At 57.5% G+C, this 16,189-nt stretch carries 15 protein-coding genes; 4 read left to right on the top strand and 11 right to left on the bottom strand.

What is annotated here, in order from left to right; all coding sequences use genetic code 11:
- Nucleotides 1–16: 16 nt before the first annotated feature.
- Nucleotides 17–724, bottom strand: coding sequence for a hypothetical protein (locus tag DLM_RS05740; RefSeq protein ID WP_145985772.1), 708 nt, complete (start codon nucleotides 722–724; stop codon nucleotides 17–19).
- 141 nt (nucleotides 725–865) lie between these two features.
- On the bottom strand, nucleotides 866–1,561 hold the full coding sequence (locus DLM_RS05735; protein WP_089085361.1) for a hypothetical protein: 696 nt from the start codon (nucleotides 1,559–1,561) through the stop codon (nucleotides 866–868).
- 370 nt (nucleotides 1,562–1,931) lie between these two features.
- Between DLM_RS05735 and DLM_RS05730 the strand changes: the two genes are divergently transcribed.
- Genes DLM_RS05730 through DLM_RS05715 form a run of 4 tightly spaced genes read left to right on the top strand, consistent with a single transcriptional unit; the run spans nucleotide 1,932 to nucleotide 6,448 of the window.
- Nucleotides 1,932–3,821: a lytic transglycosylase domain-containing protein gene (locus DLM_RS05730; protein ID WP_089085360.1), complete on the top strand. Its 1,890-nt coding sequence runs from the start codon at nucleotides 1,932–1,934 to the stop codon at nucleotides 3,819–3,821.
- 26 nt (nucleotides 3,822–3,847) lie between these two features.
- A complete protein-coding gene (locus DLM_RS05725) occupies nucleotides 3,848–4,795 on the top strand; it encodes a complex I NDUFA9 subunit family protein (protein WP_089085359.1) in 948 nt (315 codons plus the stop codon).
- A complete protein-coding gene (locus tag DLM_RS05720; RefSeq protein WP_089085358.1) occupies nucleotides 4,795–6,024 on the top strand; it encodes a multifunctional CCA addition/repair protein in 1,230 nt (409 codons plus the stop codon). Before DLM_RS05725 ends, DLM_RS05720 begins: the two co-directional genes overlap by 1 nt.
- 49 nt (nucleotides 6,025–6,073) lie before the next feature.
- A complete protein-coding gene (locus DLM_RS05715; protein WP_089085357.1) occupies nucleotides 6,074–6,448 on the top strand; it encodes a lysozyme inhibitor LprI family protein in 375 nt (124 codons plus the stop codon).
- 24 nt (nucleotides 6,449–6,472) lie between these two features.
- Here DLM_RS05715 and DLM_RS05710 read toward each other — a convergent pair whose 3' ends face one another.
- From DLM_RS05710 to DLM_RS05670, 9 genes are all read right to left on the bottom strand, one after another.
- Nucleotides 6,473–7,165 (bottom strand): N-acetylmuramoyl-L-alanine amidase, encoded by a 693-nt coding sequence (locus tag DLM_RS05710; protein ID WP_089085356.1) that lies wholly within the window; start codon nucleotides 7,163–7,165, stop codon nucleotides 6,473–6,475.
- Nucleotides 7,159–7,962 (bottom strand): TrmH family RNA methyltransferase, encoded by an 804-nt coding sequence (locus tag DLM_RS05705; RefSeq protein ID WP_089085355.1) that lies wholly within the window; start codon nucleotides 7,960–7,962, stop codon nucleotides 7,159–7,161. The genes DLM_RS05710 and DLM_RS05705 overlap by 7 nt, the downstream gene beginning before the upstream one ends.
- 3 nt (nucleotides 7,963–7,965) lie before the next feature.
- Nucleotides 7,966–9,288, bottom strand: a complete 1,323-nt coding sequence (locus DLM_RS05700) for an HDOD domain-containing protein (RefSeq protein WP_089085354.1) — start codon at nucleotides 9,286–9,288, stop codon at nucleotides 7,966–7,968.
- Complete coding sequence (locus DLM_RS05695) at nucleotides 9,275–10,021, bottom strand: class I SAM-dependent methyltransferase (RefSeq protein WP_089085353.1); 747 nt, start codon at nucleotides 10,019–10,021, stop codon at nucleotides 9,275–9,277. Before DLM_RS05695 ends, DLM_RS05700 begins: the two co-directional genes overlap by 14 nt.
- 6 nt (nucleotides 10,022–10,027) lie before the next feature.
- The gene (motB, locus tag DLM_RS05690; protein WP_089085352.1) at nucleotides 10,028–10,930 is read right to left on the bottom strand and encodes a flagellar motor protein MotB; all 903 of its coding nucleotides are present in this window, start codon (nucleotides 10,928–10,930) and stop codon (nucleotides 10,028–10,030) included.
- Nucleotides 10,931–10,948: 18 nt separating this feature from the next.
- Nucleotides 10,949–11,806, bottom strand: coding sequence for a flagellar motor stator protein MotA (gene motA / locus DLM_RS05685; RefSeq protein ID WP_089085351.1), 858 nt, complete (start codon nucleotides 11,804–11,806; stop codon nucleotides 10,949–10,951).
- A gap of 319 nt (nucleotides 11,807–12,125) precedes the next feature.
- Nucleotides 12,126–13,505 (bottom strand): aspartate aminotransferase family protein, encoded by a 1,380-nt coding sequence (locus DLM_RS05680; protein ID WP_089085350.1) that lies wholly within the window; start codon nucleotides 13,503–13,505, stop codon nucleotides 12,126–12,128.
- 224 nt (nucleotides 13,506–13,729) lie between these two features.
- Nucleotides 13,730–15,061 carry a glutamine synthetase family protein gene (locus DLM_RS05675; protein ID WP_045848620.1) on the bottom strand — a complete coding sequence of 444 codons (1,332 nt, stop codon included), beginning with the start codon at nucleotides 15,059–15,061 and terminating at the stop codon, nucleotides 13,730–13,732.
- Nucleotides 15,062–15,114: 53 nt separating this feature from the next.
- Entirely contained in the window at nucleotides 15,115–15,870 is a 756-nt protein-coding gene (locus DLM_RS05670; RefSeq protein WP_089085349.1) for a gamma-glutamyl-gamma-aminobutyrate hydrolase family protein, read from the bottom strand.
- Nucleotides 15,871–16,189: the final 319 nt, after the last annotated feature.

Below are 16,189 nucleotides of genomic sequence, written 5' to 3'. Positions count from 1 at the left end.
GCCAAAGCGGGGTTTTTCATGTTGGGTATACACACTGTCGTTTTGGCCGGTTGCGTACACTTTGCCGTAACTGCCACAGAAATACTGCCATCAAGGGCAGGGTTGCCATTGGCCAAGCCACCAAGCGGAACAACAAGATATTAAAACCTGCAAACCATGAATCACCCATCAAGAAAAACCAACAGGTGGCCGATACCATAGACACAATAATTTTATTCAGGCAAATGAAAAAAATTTCACTGCCAGTAAAATTTTCCAGCTTAGCGTAAAGCATGGTCGAAAAAAACAATCCTGCTACAAAATAAAATGCAGAATCCATAAACATATACAATGTCCAAAAAATATCCCCTGGTTCAAAATGCTGCATAGAGATCATATAAAAATACCCCAACAGCAAAACCAGAATCCCCTTGCGAAAACCCACCAAAATACCCGCCAAATAAACAAAATCATTACCCATGTAAAATACAAAACGACTAAAGACAAGACAAAATATCCCCACCGACACCACTAGAAAAGTCATTAAAAACAACATACAAAACGTATATTGCCGACAAAAGAAATCTGGTGAAAATATAGAAAAGACAGCATCCAGAAATCCACTTTTCGACAAGAAAAACAAGCCATACATCAACAAAAACAGTAAAACTATATACGGATAACCTTCCCAAACATAGCGTAAATGATATTGCAGCAACATAAAAAAATCGCTCAACTGATACATTGCAACCTCCAACAAATAAATTAACATCAATCTAAATATATTGCAGCAATCTCACAACACCAGCCGATAAATACAACAGCAATCAACCCAAGCATTTAAACCAAACAATACCCCTACAACACCATACTGATGACGCAAGCCTCACACAGGTATCTGCTGACGATATTCCCGCCAATCCATTTGTACGCAATAAATAAAGCCAACCAGCAATGGCAACGACACCACTGGCCAGCCAAGCACTCTCAACACCAAAACATCAAAAAACAGATTCCAGGTATCTGAAAAGAAAATAGCAAAGACGCCGGCAGAGCAGACACTGGCCAATAATTTATTAACAGCAATAAACCAAAAATCACTCCACACCATATTTTGCAAATCAACATTCAACGATTTGCGCACAAGCACACCAACCAAGCCATAAATCAACATATCAATAAACCGCTGAAAAAATGGCACATCCAACTGCAACTCTCCCAGCTTGACAGCACTACACAGCAAAGCCAATATCAAAATAAAAACTGCACGCACCGGCACCAACAGAACACCAGCCAGAAAAATAAAATCATTCCGCATAAACAGAATTCTATCCTGATAAAACGAAATAGAAATAAAAAGGCTTACCAACACCATCAACGCCAGCAAGACAAAAATGTAAAAATAAAACCATTTAACACCCACACGATGCCGAAAAAAAAGCAACCCATCCAAAAAAAGATAACGACAAACTGACCACACAACAAAAAAAGCCAGAAAGTGCACATAAATAAGCGGCATATTTGCCAGCAACAATTGCACATAATGAAATGCCGTATATCGCAGGTAATTATTATTGGGCATACCCACCTCCAAACCTCATTGCGATCAAAACCAGCCAAAAAAAGTCAAGGGCCAAGGCAGTAGGCAACAACACTTTTATTCTGTTAGTCCAAATGAAAAGACAAAAAAGAAACCGGCCGCAACTAGGCAAGCCGAGCTAATTTCAAAACTACTAATTTAGCTCCCGGCCATGCGGCAATAAATCAGAAACTTCTTGGAATTTGTCATTCACAGGCAACGCTGACCAGCCAGGCAGTGGCACATTCAGCATCGGTGAGGCGGCAGAAGCAGGTATAATCAGCCGGTCACGCTCTTACGCCACTGGATGCCATTCGTTATCTGACACGGCGAGACTGAGACTGACCGACCATCGAAGAGAAGATCCGTTTACATGACCCGCCCGTTCAGCACACTGCAAACCCTGACACTGATCTGCACCTTGGCAAGCTCGTGGCATGCCATGGCCAACAGCAATGATGAATTGATCGCCGCCCGCGATGCTTACCGCAGTAACAATCTGAGCAAGCTCAGCGCCATCGTCAGCGATATGCCGGACAATTATCCGCTCAAGGACTATCCAGCTTATTGGCTGACCCTGAAGGCGCTGGACAAAGACAATGACAGGCAGATCGTCGGTTTTCTCAACAGTGTGCGCGAAGGCTGGATGCCGGAGAAAATTCGTAACGAATGGCTGAAAAAACTGGGCAAACGCGAAGACTGGGGCAGCTTTACCGCCGAATGGAAGAAACTGCCTGCAGAAGCGCGGGATGAGGAATCCATCTGCTACGGGCAGTTGCTGGATGTCCGCCAGGGCCGCAAACCAGACGATCTCAACCGTTTTTTGGACATGCGTGCCGCTCCGGATGGCTGTAACCAGCTGATCACGGCAGCCGCAGCCCAGGGCATGCTGTCGCAGGACTGGCTGTGGCGCCGGGAACGTCTGCTGCTGGCAGGCAATTTCGTCTCGCAAGCACGCCAACTGGCCGATGCCACCAATCTGCCGCTGGACAATGCCAGCCTGAATAATCCGGCCAGCGCCAGCCCGACCACGCCGGGCGGCCAGGAAGCCATCGTCTACGGCATTGTCAGCAAGGCCAGAAGTGACATCAGCGGTGCCGCCGCCCGCCTGAGCGCAATTGAAGCGTCCTTGAGCAAGGACCGCAGCGCGTTTGCCTGGGGCCAGCTCGCGCTGTTATCGGCACGCAAACAAATCATGGGACAGGCACTGCAATGGTATGCCAAGGCGGATCCCCAGCAACTGACCAGCGAACAATGGGAGTGGTGGGCACGTGCCGCGCTGCGCGGCGAGCAATGGGCCGCTCTGGAACAGATCACCCGCAATATGCCGATGGCGGTGGCCAACAAACCGGCATGGCAATATTGGCGCGCCCGCAGCCTGAAGCAACTGGGCCGCGGCAGTGAGGCCCCTGCCCTGTTTGCCAAAGCCAGCAGCGGGCACCACTACTACGCGCTGCTATCGCTGGAGGAGCTGGGCAACACCCTGTCCACGCCGGCCAGCAAAACCGTCCCCAGCAATGCCGATATTGCCGCCATGCGCGCCAATCCGGCCATCCAGCGCGCGCTTGCCTTGCTGGACATCAGCAATAGCGAGGGCCGGGCCGAACTGCGCAGTGATGCACAGCGGGAATGGCGCTGGGCCATGCGCGGTCGCAATGATATGGAGCTGCTGGCTGCCGCCGAAATCGGTCGCCGTGAGGCCTTTTACGACATGGCCATTTACAGCGCCGAACGCACCAAGGAAGACCACGACTATTCCCTGCGCTACCTGACGCCTTACCGGGATGTCACCCAGCGCTACGCCCGCCAGTTGAATGTGGATGATGCCTGGGTCTACGGCTTGATCCGCCAGGAAAGCCGCTTCATTACCGCGGCCCGATCCGGCGTGGGGGCATCCGGCCTGATGCAGCTGATGCCAGCCACCGCCAAGTGGGTGGCCAAAAAGATGGGGCTGGGCAATTATTCGGTCACCGATATTGAAACCAATGTCCAGCTCGGGACGTGGTATCTGCGTTATGTGCGCGACAGCCTGTCCGGCAACGAGGTAATGGCCACCGCAGCGTATAATGCCGGCCCGGCACGCGCCCGCGCCTGGCAGGATAGCCGCCCGCTGGATGGCACCATTTATGCCGAAACCATTCCATTTAGCGAAACGCGCGACTATGTTCAAAAGGTGATGGCCAATGCGGCCTACTATGCCAGTACCTTTGGTCACGACAATATTTCGCTGAAAACCCGTATGGGCACCATTCCGGCCCGTTAGCCCACTTTGCAGCACAGGAGAGAGCAATGCATGAGCAGCGCATTTGTCTTATTGGTGGCAGTGGCTTCATCGGCAGTTATATTGCAGAACGCCTGGCAGAACAGGAAGCCGAACTCACCATTGCCACGCGCAATCGCGACCGTCACAAGGCAGCACTCATCGTACTGCCCAAAACCGAAGTGGTTTCCACCAATGTTCACCACCCGCTGGCCCTGCAGCAATTGCTGGCCGGCCACGATGCCGTGATCAGCATGGTCGGCATCCTGCACGGTTCGCGCAAGGACTTTGAGCGGGCGCATGTGGAACTGCTGGACAAGATCATCGACAGTTGCCACAAGCAGGGCATCCGCCGCATCGTACACATCAGCGCGCTGGGGGCGAACCCGCACGGCCCCAGCGACTACCAGCAGACCAAGGGCATTGCCGAACAGCATTTGCGCGACAGCGCACTGGACTGGACCATCCTGCGTCCTTCGGTTGTCTTCGGACGCGGCGACAGCTTCCTTACCCTGTTTGCCGGCCTGCTCGACAAGCTACCCTTCCTGCCCTTGGCCGGAGCCCACACCCGCTTTGCCCCGATCTGGGCAGATGACCTGGCGCGGGCGGTGCTTGCCTGCCTGAGCAAGCCGGAGAGCATAGGCCAAAGCCTGGATCTGACTGGCCCCCGCAGCTATAGCCTGGCCGAACTGGTGACCTATGTTGGCCGACTGCGCGGTACGCAGCGTCCGCTAATCGCCCTGCCGCAAAACCTGGCCATGCTGCAAGCCGGCCTGATGGAGCTGCTGCCCGGCCCCACCCTGATGAGCCGTGACAATGTCCGTTCGCTCGCCATCGACAATATCAGCCCCCATCCCTTCCCCAGCGACTTGCTGGGCTTCAGCCCCACGCCACTGGAAGTAGTGGCACCGCAGTATCTGGGGCAGGACGAATTCAATCTGGTTTTGTCGGCTTATCGCCGGGAAGCAGCACGCTGATGCAAATCTACCTGGTTGGTGGTGCGGTGCGTGACCGCTTGCTGGGCCTGCCGGTCAAGGACAGGGACTGGGTGGTGGTGGGTGCCAGCGTGGAAGCCATGCTCAAGCAGGGCTACAAACCGGTGGGCAAGGATTTCCCGGTATTCCTGCACCCGCGCAGTCACGAAGAATACGCACTGGCACGCACCGAGCGCAAAACCGGCAAGGGTTATCACGGCTTTGCCTTTCATGCCGATGAAAGCGTCACGCTGGAGCAAGATCTGGCGCGGCGCGACCTCACCATCAATGCCATTGCCGAGGATGAACAGGGTCGGGTGATTGACCCTTATCACGGCCAGCAAGACCTGCGCGCCGGCATACTGCGCCATGTCAGCCCGGCTTTTGCCGAAGACCCGGTGCGCATCCTGCGCCTGGCGCGCTTCGCCGCCCGCTTCGGCTTCAGCGTTGCGCCGCAAACCATGCAATTGATGCAGAACATGGTGGCTGCCGGCGAGGTGGACGCCCTGGTAGCCGAGCGGGTGTGGCAGGAAATGGCCAAGGCACTGATGGAGGACAATCCATCGCGCTTCTTTCTGGTATTGCGTGAGTGTGGTGCCTTGCAACGCATCCTGCCGGAAATCGATGCCTTGTTCGGCGTGCCGCAACGGGCGGATTACCACCCGGAAATCGACACCGGCGATCATGTGATGCGCGTCATCGACATGGCAGCCAGCATGCAGCAGCCATTGGCGGTACGGTTTGCCGCCCTGACCCACGACCTGGGCAAGGCGCTGACACCTGCCGATGTGCTGCCGCGCCATATCGGCCATGAACACCACGGTGAAAAACCCTTGCTGGCATTGTGCGAACGGCTGCGCGTGCCGGCGGAATGCCGTGATCTGGCGCGCATCACCGTGCTCAACCACACCAAGATTCACGGCACCGCCCAGATGAAGCCGGCCACCATCTTGCGCTTGTTCAAAGACTGCGACGCGCTGCGCCGCCCGGATCGCTTCCGCCAGATGCTGTGCGCCGTACTGACCGACGCCCGTGGCCGCCTGCATTTTGAAGACTGCGCCTATCCGCAAGTGGAGTGGATGGAAGAGATGCTGCGCGCCGCGTTGGAGGTGGACGCCGGAGCCATTGCCCGCAATTGTGACGACCCGCGCCAGATACCCGCCCAGGTAGAAGCCGCCCGCGTTGCCGCCATCACCCGCGCCCGGCAAGCCTTGCCATCCTCCGCGGCATAACGATGCCAATGTGCTAAACTGCGCACATTCCCAGCCCAGGAGAACCCCTATGAAAACCTGCCTCAGCCTGATTCTGCTGGCATTGAGCACCAGCGCACTGGCCAACTCGGCTTGTGACAAACCCAAGAACGATTTTGACGGCCTGTACTGTCTGAACAAGGTGTACAGCCAGGCAGACAAAGACCTGAACGAGAGCTATGGCGAATTGGCCAAAATGCTGGATGCCAACGGCAGGAAGCAACTGAAAAGCAGCCAGTTGGAGTGGATTCGCCAGCGCAATGCCGACTGCAGCTACAGCGATTCGCGTGGCTTCTTTGTCAATCTGGATTGCGCCACCCGCACCACCATCGACCGTCTGCAATTCATCAATGATCGCAAGCGCGAGTGCAAGAGTGCAGGCTGCATGAACAGCAAGCTGCAATAAACCGCCCCCAGCAGCGCAGGACTATTACTGCCGGACGGCCGCCTGACAACGGGCGGCACCGGCAGCAATGGCACGCGCCAGCCCGGCAGTCACCGCAGGCTGGGACAGCCTCTCCTCTTCCGCCGCGTTCACAATCACCCCATGCTCGATCAGCACCGCAGGCTGGGTGGCCGTCTTCAGCACCACCAGATCATCAAACCAGTAAATACCCAGTGCAGCATCAGCCAGCGGGCGGTTTTCGCCGGCAATCGGCTCGGCATGGTGCAAGGTGGGTCGTTCGCCCGCCTCTTGCAAGGACAGGGCGATCTGGCGGGCGCAGGCCAGGCTGAGTTCGGCAAACGGGTTCTTGCGCGACACAAACAGCGAATAGCCATGAAAACGCCTGGCTTCCGGCAAATATTGCGGCTGCACCGAATCATGATGCACCGACAGCAATAACTGCCGGCCTTGCGCCAGCCGGCTACGCTCGCTCAGTTGTGTGATATTGCCCTCAGCCCCGATCACACTCACCTCCAGCCCGCGTTCACGCAGTTGCTGGGCCAACAGCAGCCCGGCTCGGCGATTGAAGCTGAACTCGGTCTGTCCACTGGCACTGCGGGCTCCGGATGCCTGCAGCGAGTGGCCGATATCCACGGCAACCGACCGCACCTCGGCGGCAGAAACTGGCAGCGCCAGCGCGGCGAGCAAGCCGCACAGTAATAGCCGGCCGCTCAACATGCTGCCCGCGCTTCCAACTGCCTTACCCGCTCGAACAGGCAGACTGTGGCGGCCATCGCCACATTAAGGGATTCGGCATGCCCCGGCATGGGAATGCGTACCCTGGCATCGGCCAGTGCCAGCAAGTCCTGGCTGACACCCGCGCCTTCATTGCCGAACACCAGTGCGACTGGCCCGGTAAGATCCTGGCTATACAGCGAACAGCTCCCTTCCAGATAGGTAACCAGGGTGCGACCAGTAAAATCAGCCAGCGCAGCTTGCAGATCAACCTGCTCGTGAATGTGCAGGACAAAATGGGCACCCATGCCGGCACGCAGCACCTTGGGCGAGTAGACATCGACACAGCCCTTGGACAGCAGCACGTCGCGCACTCCGGAGGCGGCAGCACAGCGCAGGATGGTGCCCAGATTGCCCGGATCCTGAATGTCTTCCAGCACCACCCGTGACGCATCCGCTGCCGGTAACGGCGGTTGAGGGCGCTCACATAGCGCCAGCAGCTCAGGCGGTGTGGTCAGGGCGCTCACCTTGGCCATGATGGATTCCGGCAGCATGATCAGCGTCACGCTGGCCGGCAGCCGCGCCAGCAGGGCCTGCACTTCTGCGTGCTGGCTGGCCGCTTCATTCAGGTACAGCCGGTGTGGTGGCTGCGGCGTGGCCAGACAGGCCTCGGCCAGGTGAATCCCTTCCAGCACCATCAGGCCCTGCTTGCGCCGTTCGCGGCTGTTTTGCACCAGCCGCGCCAGTTGCTTGATTTCTTCGTTATGCGGAGAACTTATGGTTTTAACGGTGTACAACATGCATCAATGGTGCGGCGTCAGCCTGGCCACCAGTTCCTTGAAACGGTGATAGCTCGTGTCGTCGATAGCCCGCCCGCTGCGGCCATTATCCACATAGAACACCCCGGCCAGACGATGACCAAGGTAAAGGCTCATGACAGCAAACTCGCTATCACCGATGTGTTCGAAAAAGTCATCCTCGTACTTGCGTACCAGTTGATTGCGCACGCTTTCCGGTGCATGGAAGCTTTGCGCCTTGCTGGTGAGCAGGGCAAAGAAAGTGCCGGGTTCCAGCTCCAGCACCAGCTTGCGCAGCGCATGCCCCTCTGCCAGCCCTACCTGGTATTTCAGACGCAGGCTGTGGCTGTCGTGATCGTAGCGGTAATACAGCACACGCTCGTATTTGAGGTCATTGGACAGGTGGCGGATGGATTCGCGGATGCCTTGCTCCAACTGGTCCGGCGTTGCCAGGCTGACCGCCTTCTTCATCTGCGGCCGTTTGTATTCCCCTTCGATGAACAGGATGGCACGGGCCGGATAGGTATAGGCCGGGGCGCGGGGCTGGCGGGCTACGGTGAGGCAGGCCTGCACCACCCCCAGATACACCTGCTGCGAAGTGGCACCGATCAACTTGGCCGCCACATCCAGTCCGACATTCCATGGTGCTCGCCACCAGCCCTGCTCCAAGGAATTGGCGGTGGCCATGGCCAGCTTGAGCAATTGCTTGCGCTTGGTGGGTGCGCCACCACCCAGCAAGGTAAGCAAACCGGCGGGCAAGGGAATGGCACGGACAAACTGCTCCAGCAGCTTGGAATAATCGCTGCCGAAATGATCGGCAACCTCTTGCAACAAGGGCTTGTCCGGCAACTGGTTGCGATAGATCAGGTACAGGCAGGCTGGCAGATTGTAGATGAGCGCCGCGACAAAGCAGTCTTCCACCTTGTGCTCACCCGCAATGGAAAGCCATTCCTTGATGATCAGCGCGGCAACCCGGCTGCGGCCCAGCCAATCCTCTACCGCTTCCACCACCTCGGCATCCAGCTTGTCCGGAATCACATGCATGGCGGAGAGCTTGCCAAAACGTGCCACCACCGCCTCCAGCCCCATCAGCATCAGGGTCTGCTCAACCGAGGGAACCGATTCATTGCGCTGCAAGGCACGCGAACCACCCACCACCCGCAGCAGGTCAAACAGCAGCAGCGGATCGGACAGACAAAGATTGGCCAGATCGGTAAAGCTGATCAGGTCGTTGTGACGTGCGCAGGCATCCTTCACCCCATTCAGTGTGGACGGGAGAATCGGCCAGCGCCGCTCGGAGATGGACTGAAACCAGTTAGCGAGATCCATGAGGGTGGCACCAGATCAGCAATTCTTTCTGCAGCGGACCGCCAAGCGGAATCCGGCTATCAGGTTGGACATCGGGAACCGTGAAGGTATTGCTGACCAGCACACTGGCCGCAGCACCTTCGGTCAGAAATTTGTGCCAGACGCGCGGCATGGGAGCCGGCGACAAAAAGGCATATACCGCATCATGCTGGCCCCAGTGCTCATGCCAGAAACTGCGACAGCCAAAGCGCACCTGCACCGGGCGACCGGAAAAATACCAGCGCAACCAGGCCAGCAAGCAGCTACCCCAGGCATTTTCCAGGCCGAGAATGTGCAGATCCGGCCGCAGCGCCGCCAATTGCATGGCCAGCCGGCCATCGCCACAACCGGCCTCCAGCACACGTGCGCCCTGCGGCAGATAAGCGGCCAGCCTGTCGGCAACCTCCTGCGCGGAACGGTAGAGCGGCACGCGCTCGGTCAGGGCATTTCTGCCCAGAGCAAAAGTCAGCAGCAAACCCAGCAGATACACCCAGCCGGGTAGCGCCAACTGCTGCAACACCACTACCGCAGGCACAAACAGGCCATGCACAAACTTTTGCCAGCCCGGCATCCGCCATACATAAGTCAGCAAAACGGCAAACAACCCCTGCAAGATGGCCCAAGCCTGCGGCTGTACCGCCGGCGCAATAAAAAACCATGCCAGCATGGCCGCCAGTAGCTGAAGCAGCAGATGTCGCAGCAGGGATGCGCGCATGCCGGTTTATTCGCTCTTGGCGGACGGGCTTTCAGCCGGACCGATAGGTCCGATCGGCTCCTGACTGAGAGTTGGCTTCACGCCATCGTTCTGGATGGCCTGCTCGGCATCCTTGTTGAGGACCACAATGGTGATACGGCGGTTTTCCGGGCTGAACACATTACTCTTGATCAGCGGGTTGGCTGCCGCCACGCCAACCACGCGCATCACCTTGTCATCTTGCAGGCCACCTGCGATCAGTTCGCGGCGGGCGGTATTGGCACGATCAGCCGACAACTCCCAGTTGCTGTAACCGTTTTGCCCATTACCAAACGGTGTGGCGTCGGTATGACCGGAGATGCTGATACGGTTGGGCAACTGGTTGAGCTGCTGCGCCAATTGCTGCAGCAAGACGCGGGTGTGCGGCAGCATGCGTGAGCTGCCGGAGTCAAACATGGGACGGTTCTGCTCGTCGACAATCTGGATTTTCAGCCCTTCCGGCGTCATTTCCAGCTTCATCTGGTTCTTGTAGTCCTTCAGCACCTGGCTTTGTTCGACGCTGGACTGGATTTTCTGCTGCAGATTATCCAGCGCCTGCTTTTCCAGTACCTTGCGTTCTTGTTCCTTGCTGCTCTTGTTGACCTGGCCGGCTTTCTTGGTGAGGTCGTTGCCGCCGCCCTTCACCACCGAAGTGGCATCACCAGCACCATCGCCGCCGGACATGGCCACCTTGAGTGGCGTCTTGAAGTATTCGGCAATCCCGTTCAGCGTCCCCTGCGAGGCGGAGCCCAACAGCCACATCAGCAGGAAGAAGGCCATCATTGCCGTCACGAAGTCGGCATAGGCAATCTTCCAGGCACCGCCATGATGGCCATGCCCGCCTTTCTTGATGCGTTTGACAATAATGGGGCGTTGCGATTCGTCAGCCATGATCCAACCCTGCCTCGCTTATTTCTTGGCCTGCTTGACGTGGTCTTCCAGTTCCTTGAAGGAAGGACGATCCGTCGAAGTCAGCACCTTGCGACCAAATTCAACGGCCACCTGCGGGGCATAGCCGTTGAGGCTGGCCAGCAAGGTCACCTTGATGGTCTGATAGACACGGGTGCCGTCGCCCAGCTTGTGTTCCAGAATGGTAGCCAGCGGACCGACAAAACCGTAGGCCAGCAGAATACCAAGGAAAGTACCCACCAGTGCGTGAGCAATCAGCATGCCCAGCTCGGATGGCGGTGCGCCCACCGATTCCATGGTGTGTACCACCCCCATCACCGCCGCCACAATACCGAAGGCCGGCAGACCGTCGGCCAGGCCCTTCACGGCATTGACCGGGACTTCGCCTTCATGATGGTGGGTCTCGATTTCCACATCCATCAGGTTTTCGATCTCAAAGGCATTGAGGTTGCCACCCACCATCAGCCGCAGGTAGTCGCAGATGAACTCCACCACATGGTGATCGTGCAATACCGCAGGATATTTGGAGAATACCGGGCTGGCCTCGGGGTTTTCCACATCGGCTTCGACCGACATCAGGCCTTCCTTGCGCACCTTGGACAGAATTTCAAACAGCAAGGTGAACAGCTCCATGTAGAAAGCCTTGTTGTAAGGACTGCCCTTGAACACGGTAGGCAGTGCCTTGGTGGTGGCCTTCAGCGGCGCACCACCGTTGGCCACCACAAAGGCACCAATGGCCGCACCGGCAATCATGACCACTTCCAGCGGCTGCATCAGCGCGCCCAGATGGCCCCCGGCAGCAACAAAGCCCCCCAGCACGGAGCCAAGGATGATGAGATAGCCGATTCCGACAAACATTAGCTTGATCCTGTAATTGTGATTATCGCGACTCGATTGTCCGTTACTGGTTGCTGAATCCGGCATCCCCGCCAAGACCATAACGGACATCAGGCATCAACGTCACATGCTTTCTTGCAGGCCCCAGAGCAGCCGTAGCAACCCCCTGACAAGGCAATGACAGCACGAATAATAGCATGGCATGCCTCGCTTGCAGCGCGCCTGCGTTTATCTTTTGTAGCTGCCAGCCTTGCCGGCAGGCAAGTCGGGCATGACACGGCCAACATGAAAAACGGGCTACCCGCAGGGGCAGCCCGTCATGGCTCAAGCCATCAGCCCGTCACACCAGGCCGCGTTCTTTCAGTTGTTTCTCGAACTCCACCATGCATTTGGCGGCGGTTTCCAGCATCTGGTCGATTTCTTCCTTGCTGATCACCAGCGGCGGAGCCGACACGATATGGTCGCCGCAGGCGCGCATGATCAGATTGTTCTTGAAGAAGATATCGCGGCACATGGTGCCGATTTCGCCAAAATCCGGGAACAGCTCACGCGTGGCCTTGTTCTTCACCAGGGTAAACGCCTGGATCAGGCCCACGCCGCGGACGTCGTCCACATGCTCGAACTGGCTGAACACCTCGCGCCAGCGTTTTTGCATGTAGGGGCCGGTGTCGTTCTTGACGCGATCGACTATGCCTTCGTCACGCAGCGCCTTGACATTGGCGTGCGCCACGGCAGCAGCCACCGGGTGACCGGAGTAGGTAAAGCCGTGATTGAAATCACCGCCTGCGGCCAGGGTGGTGGCAACCTTGTCGTTGACGAATACCGCGCCAATCGGCTGATAGCCGGAGGACAGGCCCTTGGCGGTAGTAAAGATGTCCGGCTTGAAGCCGAATACCTGCTGGCCAAACCATTCACCAGTGCGACCAAAGCCACAGATGACTTCATCGGCCACCAGCAGGATGTCGTATTTCTGACAGATACGCTGGATTTCCGGCCAGTAGGTGGACGGCGGCACAATCACGCCACCCGCGCCCTGGATGGGCTCACCCACAAAAGCGGCCACCTTGTCGGCACCCACTTCCAGAATCTTGTCTTCCACCCACTTGGCAGCAGCCAGGCCGAATTCTTCCGGCGTCATGTCCTTGCCGTGCTTGTACCACCACGGCTGTTCCACATGGACGATGCCCGGAATCGGCAGGTCGCCCTGTTCGTGCATATAAGTCATGCCGCCCAGGCTGGCGCCACCGATGGTGGAGCCGTGATAACCGTTCCAGCGGCCAATCAGGGTTTTCTTGTCCTTCTTGCCCTTCACATCCCAGTAGCGACGCACCATGCGAATCATGGTGTCGACGGATTCAGAGCCGGAGTTGGTATAGAAAACGTGCTTGAAACCTTCCGGTGCCACTTCGGACAGCAGGTGGGACAGCTCCACCACCGCCGGATGCGTGGTCTTGAAGAAGGTGTTGTAGTAAGCCAGCTGTTCCATCTGTTGCTTGGCTACTTCCGGCAGATCCTTGCGGCCATAACCGATATTGACACACCACAGGCCCGCCATGCCGTCGAGAATCTTGTTCCCTTCGGAGTCGTACAGGTAGATACCTTCTGCCTTGGTGATGACACGCGCACCCTGCTGGTTGAGCGAGTTGGTGTCAGTAAACGGGTGCAGATGGTGTGCTGCATCCAGTTCGCGCCATTCGGTCGTAGTACGTTGGTTCTGCATAAAAGCTTCCTCTCTACTATCTCTCCAGCCCTCTGGGGGCTTATTGTTGGGCTGACCGGAATCGGCCAGCCTCAGGCTGCAACAGGACGCTTTCCACACCAAACCCGGCGGTGCGGGCGGCGGAATCAAGCCATCCCTTGCAACTGTCACTACCCTGACATCCGGCACCCCGAACGTCGGCTGCCGATCATCGCTGACCGGCAGCACTCACCTGAAGCTTCTTCTTATACGTGCAGCAGCAGGAACTTGCGCTCCCACGGGCTGATGACGCGGAAGTATTCGGAGAATTCCTTCTCCTTCATGCCCAGGTACATCTTCACAAAGTGCGGACCCATGACTTCCGGAATATCCGGGCAGGCAGCCAGACGCTTGAGCGACTCTTCCGCACCGTGCGGGAACTGGAAAGGCAGCTCGTAAGCATCGGTGGACATCGGCTCGCGCGGCTTGATCTTGTTGACGATGCCCAGATAGCCACAAGCCAGGGTGGCCGCCATGGCGATGTACGGGTTCACGTCCACGCCAGGCACGCGGTTTTCCACGCGGCGGGCGGCCGGGGAAGAATGCGGCACGCGCAGACCGACGGTACGGTTGTCGTAGCCCCACTCCACATTGGTCGGTGCCGCGGTATACGGGCTCAGACGACGGAAGGAGTTTACGTACGGCGCAAAGAACGGCATCACTTCCGGAATGTAGTGCTGCATGCCGCCAATGAAGTGGAAGAAGATGTCGGACGGGCTGCCATCTTCATTGGTGAACACGTTCTTGCCGGTGTTCTTGTCGATCAGGCTCTGGTGCATGTGCATGGCGGAGCCCGGCTCGTTCTCCATCGGCTTGGCCATGAAGGTGGCGTACATATTGTGGCGGAATGCCGCTTCGCGCACGGTACGCTTGAACAGGAATACCTGGTCGGCCAGATCCAGCGGATTGCCATGCAGGAAGTTGATTTCCATCTGGGCGGTGCCGATTTCGTGAATCAGCGTGTCCACTTCCAGATTCTGCGCATGGCAGTAGTCGTAGATGTCTTCGAACAGCGGATCGAATTCGTTCACCGCATCAATCGAATAGGAACGGCGGCCGAATTCGGCACGACCGGTACGGCCGATCGGGGCGGACAGCGGAATGTCCGGATCCGGGTTCGGCGACATCAGGTAGAACTCCATTTCCGGTGCCAGCACCGGCTCGAAGCCCAGTTCGTCAAACAGGCCCAGCACGCGCTTGAGCACGCTGCGCGGTGCCACGTCCACCAGCGAGCCATCGGCGCGGTAGCAGTCGTAAATCAGTTGGGCGGTCGGGTCCACAGCCCATGGCACAAAGCGCAGGGAGTTGGGATCCGGTGTCAGCACCATGTCCGGATCGGTCAGGTCCAGCATGCTGTCGTCCGGATAGTCGCCGGTCACAGTCTGGATCAGCACCGCTTCCGGAAGACGCATTTCCGGGTCGGAGACAAATTTATCCTTGGGAACAATCTTGCCGCGTGCCACGCCGGTCATGTCCGGTACGATGCACTCGACTTCCGTGATGCGATGTTCTCGCAGCCAATCATTGATTTGATTCATGTTTTCCTCTACTTCCATAGTGGCCGGTAAACCGGCTCTGGATGACGTGCGTCTCAGCCCTGGCGGCTGGCACGACGCGCGCGGCAAGCGTCACCGAACGCGTTGAAAATGGCCATGGACACCGGGTTTTCCCAGTATTTCCATTCCGGATGCCACTGCGCGCCATAGGCAAAGCCCTTGGCATCGCGGACCCGGTATGCCTCCACCAGCCCGTCATCCGCCACACCTTCCGCAATCAGGCGGTCGGCCAGACGTTTGATACCTTGCTGGTGCAGCGAGTTCACCTTGACTTCATCCTGCCCCAGCCAGCTCTTGAGCAAGCTGTCCGGTTGCAGGTGCAAGGCGTGAGCCAGACCATACATCTCATCCAGATTCTGAGTATCCGGCTCGCGATGATCGCGGAAACCTGGCTCTTCCTGTACGTGCTGGAAGAGTTCGCCGCCCAGTGCAACATTGATTTCCTGGAAACCGCGGCAAATACCCAGAAGCGGGATGCCTTCTTGCAGAAGAAGGTCGATGAACGGCAGCGTGGTTGCGTCACGCGCCGGATCATGAAGTGTTCCCTGGCGGCTGGCTTCTCCGCCATAACGATGTGGCTCTACATTGGACAGCGAACCTGGCAGCAGTACGCCGTCCACCAATTTGAGATATTCGCGCAGCGGCGCTGCATCACCCAGCGACGGGATCAGCACCGGAATACCGCCCACGCCACCTGCGGCAGCGGCAATGTACTTCTCGCCAACCGCGTGAAATGGCAGACCGCTTACCAGTTTCACATCACACGGAATGCCGATGATCGGTTGCTGCATAAGGACCTCGTTAACTCGATTGAGGCGTTCGCTACTGCGAGCGCCGACAGTTGCAACTTCACTGCGCTGGTGCGCCGACCGGGCGGGACTGGCCGGCGCAAACCCGGCAACACCGGCCGGGGGCCTTCATTGGCATGACATATTCTGCGCCCTGCTACCGCAACTGCCCAGCCAGTCTCGCCATTGCCAGGCAAGGGACAAAACAACTACGCAGTGGAAAGTATGCTGTCGCTGTGCAGAATACCAGCACGAAACAGCATGCCATGGTTCTTGCATCAAGCCAAGGTTTGATCAAATATACCGTTGCGCTTGTTTAAAA

Source organism: Aquitalea magnusonii (assembly GCF_002217795.2).
Classification (GTDB): domain Bacteria; phylum Pseudomonadota; class Gammaproteobacteria; order Burkholderiales; family Chromobacteriaceae; genus Aquitalea; species Aquitalea magnusonii_B.
Note: the sequence above shows the minus strand (reverse complement) of the source record. Positions and strands in the feature narration are given on the sequence as shown.

Bases quoted from the DNA above. Each gene is read 5' to 3' on its own strand.
- DLM_RS05740 (WP_145985772.1), bottom strand. From the start codon at position 724: ATGTATCAGTTGAGCGATTTTTTTATGTTGCTGCAATATCATTTACGC.
- DLM_RS05735 (WP_089085361.1), bottom strand. From the start codon at position 1,561: ATGCCCAATAATAATTACCTGCGATATACGGCATTTCATTATGTGCAA.
- DLM_RS05730 (WP_089085360.1), top strand. From the start codon at position 1,932: ATGACCCGCCCGTTCAGCACACTGCAAACCCTGACACTGATCTGCACC.
- DLM_RS05725 (WP_089085359.1), top strand. From the start codon at position 3,848: ATGCATGAGCAGCGCATTTGTCTTATTGGTGGCAGTGGCTTCATCGGC.
- DLM_RS05720 (WP_089085358.1), top strand. From the start codon at position 4,795: ATGCAAATCTACCTGGTTGGTGGTGCGGTGCGTGACCGCTTGCTGGGC.
- DLM_RS05715 (WP_089085357.1), top strand. From the start codon at position 6,074: ATGAAAACCTGCCTCAGCCTGATTCTGCTGGCATTGAGCACCAGCGCA.
- DLM_RS05710 (WP_089085356.1), bottom strand. From the start codon at position 7,165: ATGTTGAGCGGCCGGCTATTACTGTGCGGCTTGCTCGCCGCGCTGGCG.
- DLM_RS05705 (WP_089085355.1), bottom strand. From the start codon at position 7,962: ATGTTGTACACCGTTAAAACCATAAGTTCTCCGCATAACGAAGAAATC.
- DLM_RS05700 (WP_089085354.1), bottom strand. From the start codon at position 9,288: ATGGATCTCGCTAACTGGTTTCAGTCCATCTCCGAGCGGCGCTGGCCG.
- DLM_RS05695 (WP_089085353.1), bottom strand. From the start codon at position 10,021: ATGCGCGCATCCCTGCTGCGACATCTGCTGCTTCAGCTACTGGCGGCC.
- motB (WP_089085352.1), bottom strand. From the start codon at position 10,930: ATGGCTGACGAATCGCAACGCCCCATTATTGTCAAACGCATCAAGAAA.
- motA (WP_089085351.1), bottom strand. From the start codon at position 11,806: ATGTTTGTCGGAATCGGCTATCTCATCATCCTTGGCTCCGTGCTGGGG.
- DLM_RS05680 (WP_089085350.1), bottom strand. From the start codon at position 13,505: ATGCAGAACCAACGTACTACGACCGAATGGCGCGAACTGGATGCAGCA.
- DLM_RS05675 (WP_045848620.1), bottom strand. From the start codon at position 15,061: ATGAATCAAATCAATGATTGGCTGCGAGAACATCGCATCACGGAAGTC.
- DLM_RS05670 (WP_089085349.1), bottom strand. From the start codon at position 15,870: ATGCAGCAACCGATCATCGGCATTCCGTGTGATGTGAAACTGGTAAGC.